Origin of the sequence: Xanthomonas sp. SHU 166 (genome assembly GCF_000364685.1) — a bacterium.
GTDB classification, from domain to species: domain Bacteria; phylum Pseudomonadota; class Gammaproteobacteria; order Xanthomonadales; family Xanthomonadaceae; genus Xanthomonas_A; species Xanthomonas_A sontii.
On sequence record NZ_AQOJ01000705.1, the window covers coordinates 1 to 11,107 of the forward strand.

At 68.0% G+C, this 11,107-nt stretch carries 12 protein-coding genes, 1 tRNA gene and 1 pseudogene; 3 read left to right on the forward strand and 11 right to left on the reverse strand.

The window, feature by feature from the left end:
* Positions 1–69: 69 nt before the first annotated feature.
* Together rarD and yedA are read right to left on the reverse strand one after the other, a co-directional pair.
* A complete protein-coding gene (gene rarD, locus D180_RS16490; protein ID WP_017913666.1) occupies positions 70–972 on the reverse strand; it encodes an EamA family transporter RarD in 903 nt (300 codons plus the stop codon).
* Positions 969–1,865, reverse strand: a complete 897-nt coding sequence (gene yedA / locus D180_RS16495) for a drug/metabolite exporter YedA (RefSeq protein ID WP_017913667.1) — start codon at positions 1,863–1,865, stop codon at positions 969–971. The genes rarD and yedA overlap by 4 nt, the downstream gene beginning before the upstream one ends.
* Positions 1,866–1,987: 122 nt before the next feature.
* Here yedA and D180_RS16500 point away from each other — a divergent pair, with 122 nt between their 5' ends.
* Both D180_RS16500 and D180_RS16505 read left to right on the forward strand, forming a co-directional pair.
* The gene (locus D180_RS16500) at positions 1,988–2,401 is read left to right on the forward strand and encodes a Rap1a/Tai family immunity protein (RefSeq protein WP_017913668.1); all 414 of its coding nucleotides are present in this window, start codon (positions 1,988–1,990) and stop codon (positions 2,399–2,401) included.
* A 473-nt stretch (positions 2,402–2,874) separates the two neighbouring features.
* On the forward strand, positions 2,875–3,483 hold the full coding sequence (locus tag D180_RS16505; RefSeq protein ID WP_017913669.1) for a hypothetical protein: 609 nt from the start codon (positions 2,875–2,877) through the stop codon (positions 3,481–3,483).
* A 374-nt stretch (positions 3,484–3,857) separates the two neighbouring features.
* Here the strand turns inward: D180_RS16505 and D180_RS24825 are convergent.
* The 3 genes and pseudogenes from D180_RS24825 to D180_RS16520 all read right to left on the reverse strand — a co-directional run.
* Positions 3,858–3,968, reverse strand: a pseudogene (locus D180_RS24825) (peptidase); the annotation flags it as partial.
* A 107-nt stretch (positions 3,969–4,075) separates the two neighbouring features.
* A complete protein-coding gene (locus D180_RS16515) occupies positions 4,076–5,008 on the reverse strand; it encodes an MBL fold metallo-hydrolase (RefSeq protein ID WP_017913671.1) in 933 nt (310 codons plus the stop codon).
* 416 nt (positions 5,009–5,424) lie between these two features.
* Positions 5,425–6,717 carry a tryptophan--tRNA ligase gene (locus D180_RS16520; protein ID WP_017913672.1) on the reverse strand — a complete coding sequence of 431 codons (1,293 nt, stop codon included), beginning with the start codon at positions 6,715–6,717 and terminating at the stop codon, positions 5,425–5,427.
* A gap of 156 nt (positions 6,718–6,873) precedes the next feature.
* Between D180_RS16520 and D180_RS16525 the strand changes: the two genes are divergently transcribed.
* Positions 6,874–7,770: a hypothetical protein gene (locus D180_RS16525; protein WP_017913673.1), complete on the forward strand. Its 897-nt coding sequence runs from the start codon at positions 6,874–6,876 to the stop codon at positions 7,768–7,770.
* A gap of 71 nt (positions 7,771–7,841) precedes the next feature.
* Here D180_RS16525 and D180_RS16530 read toward each other — a convergent pair whose 3' ends face one another.
* From D180_RS16530 to D180_RS16555, 6 genes are all read right to left on the reverse strand, one after another.
* Complete coding sequence (locus D180_RS16530; protein WP_010341025.1) at positions 7,842–8,057, reverse strand: CsbD family protein; 216 nt, start codon at positions 8,055–8,057, stop codon at positions 7,842–7,844.
* A gap of 185 nt (positions 8,058–8,242) precedes the next feature.
* Positions 8,243–8,377 carry an entericidin A/B family lipoprotein gene (locus tag D180_RS16535; protein WP_026143575.1) on the reverse strand — a complete coding sequence of 45 codons (135 nt, stop codon included), beginning with the start codon at positions 8,375–8,377 and terminating at the stop codon, positions 8,243–8,245.
* A gap of 55 nt (positions 8,378–8,432) precedes the next feature.
* A complete protein-coding gene (locus tag D180_RS16540) occupies positions 8,433–8,585 on the reverse strand; it encodes an entericidin A/B family lipoprotein (RefSeq protein ID WP_017908941.1) in 153 nt (50 codons plus the stop codon).
* A gap of 142 nt (positions 8,586–8,727) precedes the next feature.
* Positions 8,728–9,651, reverse strand: a complete 924-nt coding sequence (gene rocF / locus D180_RS16545) for an arginase (RefSeq protein WP_026144365.1) — start codon at positions 9,649–9,651, stop codon at positions 8,728–8,730.
* 312 nt (positions 9,652–9,963) lie between these two features.
* Positions 9,964–10,506: a DUF6680 family protein gene (locus D180_RS22565; RefSeq protein WP_157835480.1), complete on the reverse strand. Its 543-nt coding sequence runs from the start codon at positions 10,504–10,506 to the stop codon at positions 9,964–9,966.
* 353 nt (positions 10,507–10,859) lie between these two features.
* Positions 10,860–10,935: transfer RNA gene (locus tag D180_RS16555), tRNA-Thr, on the reverse strand.
* Positions 10,936–11,107 lie beyond the last annotated feature (172 nt).

Below are 11,107 nucleotides of genomic sequence, written 5' to 3' on the forward strand. Positions count from 1 at the left end.
GCAGGGAGTCGGGATTGGGGATTCGTAACAGCGGGCTGCGCTGCTTCTGCTCTTGCGAATCCCTAATCCCTAATCCCTAATCCCCGCTCGCCGCCACAGGCTCTCACCGGCGAACAACAGCAAGCCGATCCAAATGGCGGCAAAGCCGATCGCCTTGCCCGCGTCGAACGGCTCGCGGAAGAACCACACGCCCAGCAGCAGCTGCAGGCTTGGCGCGATGTATTGCAGCAGCCCCACCAGCGACAGCGGGATGCGTCGCACGCCGTAGGCGAAACCGATCAGCGGCACCGCGGTGACCACGCCGCCGAATGCCAGCAGCAGGTCGTTGCGCCAGCCCCACGCGCCGGCGAAGCCACCGCCGTGGCCGGCCTCGCCCCACAGCACGAAGCCCAGCGCCGGCAGGAACAAGTACAGGCTCTCCACCCCCAGCCCGGCCACCGCATCCACCTGCACCAGCTTGCGCAGCAGGCCGTACAGCCCGAACGAGCCGGCCAGGCCCAGCGCGATCCATGGCAACGTGCCGGCGTCGACGGTCAGCCAGGCCACGCCGAGCGCAGCGCAGGCCACCGCCAGCCATTGCAGCGGGCGCAGCCGCTCATGCAGTACCAGCACGCCGAGCAGCACGTTGACCAGCGGATTGATGAAGTAGCCCAGGCTGGTCTCGATCACATGGCCGGCATTGACCGCCCAGATGTACAGGCCCCAGTTGAAGGCGATCGCCAGGCTGCTCAGCGCCAGCGTGGCCAGCGCGCGCGGCTGCGCGGCGATGCGCCGCCACCACTGCAGGCGTGCGCTGTACACCAGCCAGGCCACCACCAGCAGCGTGCTCCAGACGATGCGGTGGGCGATGATGTGCGGCGACGGCACCGCCTGCAGCAGGTGCCAGTACACCGGCACCACGCCCCACAGCGCGAAGGTCGCCGCGGTGATCCACAGGCCGCGCCGGGCCTCCTGCGCGGCGACCGCGGTCATCGCCGGGTCCTCGCCACGGTGATCACCACCACGCCGGCCAGGATCACCCCCATCGCACCGAAATCGCTGGCGCTAAAGCGTTCGTTGCCGAGCCAACTGCCCAGCGCCACCGCGATCACCGGATTGACGTAGGCATAGCTGCCGGCCAGCGCCGGGCGTACGTTCTGCAGCAGCCACACGTAGGCGGTGAAGGCGACGATCGAGCCGAACACGCACAGGTAGGCCACCGCCAGCATCCCCTGCGTACTCGGCAGGGTGTGCAGGCGTTCGCCGCTGAGCAGGCCGATCGCCACCAGCATCACCCCGCCGCACAGCATCTGCCCGGCGGCGGCCATGAACGGCATCGGCAGATCGCGCCCGCGCGACCACACCGAGCCGAACGCCCAGCCGACCGGCGCGATCAACAGCAGCACCAGGCCCAGCGGGCTGGCATTGAGGCTGCTGCCGGCGTTGAGCCACACCACGCCGGCGAAGCCGACCACGATGCCCAGCCATTCGCCGCGGCTGGCGTGATGGCCGCGCAACGTGCCGAACAGCGCCATCCACAGCGGCACCGAGGCCACCGCCACCGCCGCCAGCCCCGAGGACACCTGACGCTCGGCCAGCACCACCAGGCCGTTGCCGCAGACCAGCATCAGCGCGCCGAGCATGGCCAGCGGCCGCCACTGCGCGCGCGTGGGCGCGGGCACCCCGCGCCAGCGCAGCACCGCGTACAGCACGCTGCCGGCGATCACGAAGCGCGTGCCGGAGACCACGCTCAACGGCGGCGCGCCGCCTTCCAGGGCGAAGCGGATCGCCAGATAGGTCGAGCCCCAGACGACATAGACCAGGAACAGGGCGAGAACGACGAAGCCGCCGCGCGCAGGCGCAGCGGCGACAGGAGCAGAAGGCATCGGACGGCGCCAGAGACAGCGGGGGCGCTATTCTAGAGCACCTGGTCTGTGCGCAAGCCGCTTCACCCGCGCGTGCCGCACCGCCGCGGCGTGCAGACCACTCGTCGAGAAAGGAGTCGTGGATGACATCACACCGCACCTGGCTCGCGCTGCCCCTGCTGGCGGCGCTGGGCAGCAACAGCGCGGCACGCCCGCCTGCCGGACCCTGGGACTTGAACGGACATCAGCTGCTGGAAGCCCCGCTGGATGGCTCGCTGGCAGACGACCTGGGTCCGCAGCAACCGCAGGAACTGCGGGTCATGGTGTCCTCGCGCACGGCGGCTGCCTACATGCTCGGCATCGCGGCCGGCAGCGAGGGCGCGCGATGGTGCCGACCGGCCGGCCAGTCCGGTCCACCGGATGTGCAGGCCCTGGTCGCCGATCTCGGCGCGCTGCCCGACGCGCGCCTGGACGAGCGCGCCAGCGACCTGGTCGTGCAGGCCCTGGCCAAACGGTACCCCTGCAAACCTGCCAAGCCACGCCGCCCATCGCACTGAGGGCGCCGACTGCCTCAAGGTCGCGCCGGCGCGACGAGGCAGCGATGAGCCGCTGGCGCGACGATGCGTCGGGTGCCGCACGGGCATCCACACCGGCACCGCAGCCACCGCCAGCGGCGCCCGGCGCTCCACCGTGATCATCAGGCCGCGGCGCTGCAGGTCCGCATGGGCGCGTCAACAGCCAGACCAGCAGCGCGCAGCAGATGAAGGATCTCAACCAGGTCGCGTCAGCTGCCGCCACTGCGCATGGCCGACCCGCGCCGCGCTCTGGCCGAAGAAACGAGACCGGCCTCGCGCGATGAGTGTGCTGCTCCATGCAGTTCTGACCACTGAAGTTTCCACCGATCAGCCGACGTCCATGACAGCGCAACTGCAGCCCGCTCCGGCGCTCCGCAGCCCCCGAAAAACCTAAGAGACGGTTCAGCCGCACGGGCGTATCTGTACGCACACACACCTGCTCGCTGCGCACTGCCATGGCCATCGATACCGCACTGTCGCCGCTCGGCACCGTCACGCCTTATGGCACGTCGCCCTATGGCTTTTCCGCAGCGAGTGCCTCCAGCGGTTCGGCTCAAGCCGGCAACCCGATCGTGGCCAGCACCGATCAGGCCGCGGTGCAGCAGGCGGTGGAATTGTCCGGCGAGGCCTCGGTGATCTTCAGCCTCGGCGGCCTCGCGGGAACCATCCCGGCCGACACGGGCCTGACCTACAACGCGGCCGGGCTGTTCAACAGCATCGTCAGCGCCGGCCCCACCGATGCAGCCTCGACCTCGTCTGCCGGCACCTCCACCTCGACCGCCGGCTCGTCGACCTCGTCCACCGGCGCGTCGACCTCGACCGGCACCGGGCCGTATCCCACCCTCGACCAGGCCACGCAGACGTACGACCAGGGCCTGCTCGGCACCATCACCGCCCCGCCGTCGACCCCGGGCCTGTACAACGCCTCCGGCGTCTTCAGCGGCCAGGGCCTGACCCCGCAGCTGTCGTCGCTGCTGCAGTCCGATCCCAGCCTCAGCGGGACGGTCACCGGCGACCTGCTCAATCAGGGCATCGTCGGCGGGTTGATCGACACCACTGCCTGAGCAGTGCGGCATGGTCGCTTGCGGCACCGGCCCGCACCTGGCACGGTAGAAACGGCTTCAGGCCGCTTCTAGCGCGCTTTTCGCAGCCTTGCCGAACACCGCGTTGTTCTCTCGCAGGAGCGGCTTCAACCGCGACAGGCATTGCCGGTCACGCCCCGTCGCGGCTGAAGCTGCTCCTACGCGTGGCCTTGCGCCACCCGCGAAGATCTCCTTCTCCCGCGCACCCAGCGCAACCGCGCGTGTCGCCGGCCAACGGCCCTGGCACTGCGCAGCCAACGTGCTCTGATGGCACTCGCATCTCGCTCGGCCGGCGTCGCTCAGCCCGGCGTCGCCGGACCACGGGCCTCGGAGGAATCGCTGTTCGCCGGCAAGGCATGCCGCTCCAAGGCATCGGCGTCGCCGCCCGCGTCGCCGGCCAGCGCATCGTTGGCCGCCTGTGCCGCACCTCCCATGAACAGGGAAGCGGACAGCAGCAACATGCGCATCGGGTTCACGGTCACGACCTGGCAACAAGCGGGCCGCACAGTGTAGAGAATGGCGTCGTGCGGAGACAGCACGGCGACGCATTCGCGTGCGCGAAACCGGCCGCCGTTCAGCGCGCGGGACGATCCAGCCAGCAGGCCAGGCCCTGCGCATTGAGTTCGATGTCCATGTGCAGCACACGCTCCACACCGGCATCGTCCAGCGGACAGCCATGCAGGCGCGCCCGCTCCAGATACAGCGCGGTCAGCGCCGCGACCAGGCAACGATGACGGTCGGAGCGGCCGTCGCAGCCGCGCGCGATCGCCACCATCGCCTCCAGTTGCTCCAGCAGTTCCGCCGCCAGCGTCTCGGCGCCCTCCACCGGACCGTAGTGGGTGAGGTACAGCGTTTGCGGCGCGTAGCCGAGCATGCGCTGGATCGAGGCCTGCATCGCTTCCGGCTCGAACTGCACCGGCGACGAGGTCGGGATCGCGAACGCGCCGCGCGTGCTGTCCAGCTCGCGGTAGGACAGGCCGAAGGTGTCGCCGCTGAACCAGCTGCGGCTGCGTGCGTCCCAGACGCACAGGTGATGGCGGGCGTGCCCGGGGGTGTCGATGCACAGCAGCTCGCGCCCGGCCAGCGACAGGCGATGGCCGTCCTCGGCCACCACCACGCGCTCCGCCGGCACCGGCACGATGCTGCCGTAGCTGCGCGCCATCTCCGCCTCGCCGTACACCGCGGTGGCGCCAGCGATCAGCCGCGCCGGATCGATCATGTGCGGCGCACCGCGCGGATGCACCAGCAGGCGCGCGTTCGGCAGGTGCTGCAGCAGCGCACCCGCACCGCCGGCGTGGTCCAGGTGCACGTGGGTGAGGATCAGCCAGTCCACGTCGGCCGGCGCCAGGCCGGCGCGCGTCAGCGCGTCCAGCAACAGCGGCACCGCATGGCTGGTGCCGCAGTCGACGAAGGCGCCGCGCCCGTTCTCCACGATCAGGTACGCGGCATCGAACTGCGCGCGCTGGAAGCCGGTATCGACGAGATGGATGCTGGGATCGCGTGGCATGGCGCAGAAGCGTGGCTGGGCGAGGCTCCATTCTAGGCGGTATGGAGGATGCTGCCAGTGCCGGGCGGCAAGGACCGGATGAGGACGAATAACGGAAACGCCGCAGACCCGACAGCCCATTGTGGGAGGGACTTCAGTCCCGACTGCATGCGGCAGGCAAACACACGCGCTTCGGATGTCGCGATGGAACGCGTCATTTGTCGACCGTCATGCAGCCGCGACAAGCGAAGCCGAACGCCGCCTGACACCATCCGTCGTCGGGACTGAAGTCCCTCCCACAATGCAATCCTCCGACAAGGCTAGTGCCGCCCTGTCGGAGCCGCTTCAGCCGCGACAGGCATTCCTAGGCGACAAGCATTCCTGGGAATGCCTGTCGCGGCCGAAGCCGCTTCTACGACGGACCGCCGCGCGAGCGCTCAGCCCGCCTCGCGCAGCCGCGCCAGCGCCGCCAGCACCGTCTCGGCCGGTGCCTCCAGGGTCACCGGCGCCGCCTGCAGCGCGTCGGCCTGTGCGGCCTGCTTGAGCGCAGCGATGGTCTGCCCGGCATCGCGCGGCGAGGCGAAGCCGCCGCTCTGCAACAGCAGCACGCCCTCGCCATCGAGCAGCTTGAAGTAGAACTGGCCGTCGGCCTCGCGGTACTGCTTGAAGCTCGGCAGCGCCTGCTTGGCCGCCGCCGCTGCGGTGGCGCCATCGGCCTGCGCCGACAGGTCGCGCAGGCCCACCGCGTGCCGCAACTCGGCCAGGAACGGGATCGCATAGCGTTCGCGCAGGCGCTGCGCGTTGTCGCGCAGGATCGCCTCGATGTCCTGCGGACGCGCCATCAGCGCTTCGTAGCGCACGCGCATCGGCGCGATCTCGGCATCGATGCGCTCGAACAGCTGCTGCTTGGCCTCGCCCCAGCCGATGCCGGCGGCGAACGCCTGCGCGAACGCGGCCGTCTCCTCGGCGCTGGCGAAGGCCTGGTACAGCTGGAACAGCGCAGAGCCCTCGGTCTCCTTCGGCTCGCCGGGCGCGCGCGAATCGGTGACGATGGCGAACACCCGCTTCTTCAGCTCCTCGCGCGGGGCGAACAGCGGAATGGTGTTGTCGTAGCTCTTGCTCATCTTGCGCCCGTCCAGCCCGGGCAGCGTCGCCACCTGCTCGTCGATCAGCGCATCGGGCAGCACGAAGTGCTCGCGGCCGTAGACGTGATTGAAGCGCTGCGCGAAATCGCGCGCCATCTCGATGTGCTGGATCTGGTCGCGGCCCACCGGCACCTGCTGCGCCTTGAACAGCAGGATGTCGGCGGCCATCAGCACCGGATACATGAACAGGCCGGCGGTGACCCCGGCATCGTCGTCCTCGCCGTCGGCGCGGTTCTTATCCACCGCCGCCTTGTAGGCATGCGCGCGGTTGAGGATGCCCTTGCCGGCGACGCAGGTCAGAAACCAGGTCAGCTCGTTGGTCTCCGGCACGTCCGACTGGCGGTAGAACCACACCTGCGCCGGATCCAGGCCCGCCGCCAGCCAGGTCGCCGCGATCTCCAGGGTCGAGCGCTGGGTCCGCGCCGGGTCCTGCGCCTTGATCAGGCTGTGCAGATCGGCCAGGAAGAAGAAGCTCTCGATGCCGGGACGCCGGCTGGCCTGCAGCGCGGGGCGGATGGCGCCGACGTAGTTGCCGAGGTGCGGCGTGCCGGAGGTGGTGATGCCGGTGAGAACGCGGGTGGTCATGCGGAATGGACGGTCAGGGGGAAACCCGGCGAGTTTACCCGCTGCGCGACAACCCCGTTCCGGCGCGTGGTGCGTTCAATCCGGCGTCCCCGTCCTGGAGTCGCCGCGATGCACGTTCCTGCTCCTTCCCTGCCCCGCCGTTCCCGTTCCCTCGCCGTGCTCGCCTTCGCGCTGCTGTGCATCGGCGGGCTGTGCGGCTTTCGTCCATGGCCTTCGCCACCGAGCTCGGCGCCGGCGGTGCAGTTGCAGGTGATCGATCGCGATGCCGGCGACGATCCGCTGCCCGCGCATGCCTGGCGCGGCGAGCGCTGGATCGCCGCCACGCCAGGCCACCGCTACGCGCTGCGCCTGACCAACCTGACCGGGGCGCGGGTGCTGGTGGTGCTGTCGGTGGACGGCGTCAACGCGGTCAGTGGCCAGACCGCGGCCAGCGACCAGCGCGGCTATGTGCTGGCGCCGTGGCAACAAACCGAGATCGCCGGATGGCGCAAATCGTCCGAGGACGTGGCGCAGTTCGTGTTCACCGACCTGGAGGACAGTTATGCGGCACGGACCGGGCGCCCGCGCAACGTCGGCGTGATCGGCATGGCGGTGTTCGACGAAGCGCGGGCATGGCCCGATACCGTCCCGGGGGACGCAGGCGTCGACGCCGAGAGAGCTTCCAACGCAGCAGCGCGCGCGGCAACGCCCGGCGTCCCGGCGCCGGACGCACTGCCTGCACCGGCAGCGGCCGCCCCGCAACGCAGTGCGGCCGCGCCCCTCGCGGCGGCACCGTCCGCGGACGCACGCGCGTATGCACGCGAAGGCACCTCCGCTGCCCGCGTGCAGCAGCGCCTGGGCACCGGCCACGGCGCGCGCGAGTGGTCGCCCTCGCGCGTCACCGAGTTCGAGCGCGCCAGCGACGTGCCGATGCAACGGACCGAGCTGCGCTACGACAGCCGCGCACGGCTGATCGCACGCGGCGTGCTGCCGCGCGACCTACTTCCGCGGCGCGTGGCGGTTGCGCCAAGTGCGTTTCCCGGCGACTACGTGCCCGATCCGCCGGAGCGCTGAGCTCCCCGCGCACCCAAAAAAGCACGGGCCGCAATGCGGCCCGTGTCGACGACCCTGCGGCGGTGTGCGCCTCAGTCGTGGTATTCCTTGCCCAGGCTGTCGCGGAACGCGTGCACTTCCTTCTCGGCGCGATCGCGCGCCCAGCCGTAACGCTCCTGCAGCTTGCCGGCCAGGTACTGGGTATTGCCTTCGGCGACGTCGAAGTCGTCGTCGGTGAGGTCGCCCCACTGCGCCTTGATCTTGCCCTTGAGCTGGGTCCACTTGCCGGCAATGATGTCTTTGTTCATGGCATCTCTCGTGATGTGTAAGCGGCGCCGTACGCCGCCCGCGCAGCATTGCGCGGCCTGCGTCGCGAACCGATCAACGCAGCGTCAGCGATGCATGAGCATCGTGAACCGTTACACCGTGGTCGGCAGCCGCGCAAAGAAAACGGGCCGGCAAGCCGACCCGTTTCTGGTCACCGAGACGAGGCTCAGTTCTTGGCGGCGTCTTGGACCTTCTCGCCCGCCTTCTGCACGTCCTTGCCGGCACCGGCAACGGTGTTGCAACCGGCCAGCAGGCCCACCGAGAACATCGCCAGCAGCATCCACGCAAACGTACGCTTCATAGGTTCACTCCTTGCTTACTTGGTCATGGGACGCGGCACGCAGGCCGCGCGAAACTCAGCACTTGCCCGCGCTGCAATCCTTGGCGGTGTCTTCCACCTTCTCGCCCGCCTTCTGCATGTCCTTGCCGGCGCCGGCAACGGTGTTGCAGCCGGTCAGCACACCAGCGCAAAACAGGGTCAGCATCAACAGGGTAGTCAGTCGCTTCATCGGGTCGTCCTCGGCAATCGCAGGTGGTCGGGGTGGGCGGCGATAGGCGTCGCCGCGCTACCGTCTGGGGGTGAATCTGCCGTCACGACTGTGGATTTCACGTGAATGAACCGGCGACCCATTCAGGGTGAGCCCGCGTCGCTCAGTCCCGCATCAGGGTCGATTTGCCGAACAGGCTCTCCACCAGGTCCACGGCCAGCTCCGCGGTCAGGTTGCGGTGGTCCAGCACCGGATTCAGCTCCACGATGTCCAGCGAGGCCATGCGCCCGCTGTCGGCGATCATCTCCATCACCAGCTGCGCCTCGCGGTAGTTGGGGCCGCCGGGCACGGTGGTGCCGACACCCGGGGCGATGCTGGGGTCGAGGAAGTCCACGTCGAAGCTGACGTGCAGATGGGTGTCGGCGTCGAGCCCGTCCAGCGCCGCCTCCATGGTCCGCTTCATGCCCATCTCGTCGATGTAGCGCATGTCGTACACGTCCACGCGATGCTGCTTGATCAGGCGCTTCTCGTCCGGGTCGACCGAGCGGATGCCGATCTGCCGCACCTGCTCCGGGCGCAACGCCGGCGCGCTGCCGCCGAGCTCGGTCAGCGCCTGCGGGCCCAGCCCGCACAGGCAGGCCACCGGCATGCCGTGCACGTTGCCCGACGGCGTGACCTCGCTGGTATTGAAGTCCGAATGCGCGTCCAGCCACAGCACGCGCAGCTTGCGGCCCTGCTCGCGGCAGTACCGCGCCACCGCGGTGATCGAACCGATGCCCAGGCAATGGTCGCCGCCGAGCACGATCGGCATGCGCCCGGCGCGCAGCTCGGCGTAGCTGGCCTCCATCAGCGCGCGGTTCCAGGCCACCACCTCGTCCAGGTGGCGGTAGCCGTCGACCGGCGCCTGCCAGGGATTGCGCGGGCCATCGATGTTGCCGATGTCGCGCACCTCCACGCCACGATTGGCCAGCGCCTCGTGCAGGCCGGCGATGCGCAGTGCCTCCGGCCCCATGCGCGCACCGCGGTGGCCGGCCCCGATGTCGGTAGGCACGCCGATGAGGGACACCGGCAGAAAGGACGACTTCATGCGCATACGCTCCAGCCAAAAAAAGTGGCCCAGTCTAGCGGGACCGACATGGCACGACCCGCCGCGGCGCAGCAGGCGGGGCGGTGCTAGACAGCATCAGTGCCTGCGAGACTTACCCAATGCAGGGCCGGAGTTTGTGCTGACGTAGAACCAAGAGTTCAGCGGTGCATTGCAGTAAGGCAACCTTGGCAACAGGCATGTGTGCTCCACCTCAAGCGGCGCGAATTGGAGTAGTCACTGTCCACTTCGGACCATGCTGGCATGATGCACTCAACCAATAAGCAACTCTTTTCGTTGGGTAGAGATGAGCTATTAGCTCGGCTGCTGCCCGCCGACGTAGATCTGAATAGCTTGATCGCCTCTCAGAACTCTGAGAGCGTTCTCCATCACCGCGCTTCCCATTTCCGTATTATCCACGACGGCCTGCGGGTGATAAGCACCGTTTGCAATTTCGACGCGATCGAACTCAAACCCACGTTCCGCTGCCATGGATTCAAGAAGATTTGTAAAGAGCTCGACAATCTGGGTGTTGTGCCGGATTAGCTCATCGCGATCACCCCCAAGCCTAATGTTCAGATGGGCGATGTACTTTCGCCATCTGTCCAGAACCAATTGGCACTTCCTGGAGCGTAGCCTCCTACCACTGTCATTGAAAGCGATCGTGATCGAATTCAGCGCTTCAATGTGAGGCGCAGTCAGTCGATTAGCGCGCGTCGTCATCAATGTTGTAAATATCCAGGAGCGCATGTCGGAAACGCGGCGCTTCCGCTCCACCCATTTTTGAGCCTGCACAGCGAGAATGGGGCCAAGCACTGTCGCCAAGATAATAAGCCAATCGCTAATTGTTACCTTCACTGTAATTTCCCCGTAGCTACATTATGGCAAGCCAGAGCTTAGCGCTGTCCGGCACAATCTTAGGAAGAATCGTGCAGGAGTGCCAATTTAGCGACGCCTCACTGATTAATACTGCTCCGCGGCGCGCACTGCGGATCAAGTGGGAAACCGCGCTTACGGAGTGCACGCACTACTTTTTTACCTAAATCAATGGTGCCGCTTATCTTAACAGAGCGGATAACCTGCTGTTTGCAAGGACCGCGGCGACCGCGAACGCTACGAACAAGTAGGCACTGAGTAGGCACGAAGCCGGCGAACAAGCAGGGACGGCGAAGGCTTGCACGATGCAAACCTTTGTTTTACAGGGGATTAGATGGTGCCGCTTATCCGAATCGAACGGATGACCTACTGTTTACAAGACAGTTGCTCTACCGACTGAGCTAAAGCGGCAAGGTGGACGACGCCCGCGGGCGGGCCCGGGGCAGTCTACCTGCTGGCGCGGGCCTCGGCACGCGCGACGGCGCGGCGCCGTGAACGGGCAGGTGCGGCATTCTAGCGCAGCGTGCCGCAGTCCACGGTGCGCTGGCGCGCGGCGCCGAGCTGGCGGCGCAGGGTCGCGGCA

Excerpts from the sequence above, each read along its gene's own strand:
- rarD (WP_017913666.1), bottom strand. The coding sequence starts at position 972 with ATGACCGCGGTCGCCGCGCAGGAGGCCCGGCGCGGCCTGTGGATCACC.
- yedA (WP_017913667.1), bottom strand. The coding sequence starts at position 1,865 with ATGCCTTCTGCTCCTGTCGCCGCTGCGCCTGCGCGCGGCGGCTTCGTC.
- D180_RS16500 (WP_017913668.1), top strand. The coding sequence starts at position 1,988 with ATGACATCACACCGCACCTGGCTCGCGCTGCCCCTGCTGGCGGCGCTG.
- D180_RS16505 (WP_017913669.1), top strand. The coding sequence starts at position 2,875 with ATGGCCATCGATACCGCACTGTCGCCGCTCGGCACCGTCACGCCTTAT.
- D180_RS16515 (WP_017913671.1), bottom strand. The coding sequence starts at position 5,008 with ATGCCACGCGATCCCAGCATCCATCTCGTCGATACCGGCTTCCAGCGC.
- D180_RS16520 (WP_017913672.1), bottom strand. The coding sequence starts at position 6,717 with ATGACCACCCGCGTTCTCACCGGCATCACCACCTCCGGCACGCCGCAC.
- D180_RS16530 (WP_010341025.1), bottom strand. The coding sequence starts at position 8,057 with ATGAACAAAGACATCATTGCCGGCAAGTGGACCCAGCTCAAGGGCAAG.
- D180_RS16535 (WP_026143575.1), bottom strand. The coding sequence starts at position 8,377 with ATGAAGCGTACGTTTGCGTGGATGCTGCTGGCGATGTTCTCGGTGGGC.
- D180_RS16540 (WP_017908941.1), bottom strand. The coding sequence starts at position 8,585 with ATGAAGCGACTGACTACCCTGTTGATGCTGACCCTGTTTTGCGCTGGT.
- rocF (WP_026144365.1), bottom strand. The coding sequence starts at position 9,651 with ATGAAGTCGTCCTTTCTGCCGGTGTCCCTCATCGGCGTGCCTACCGAC.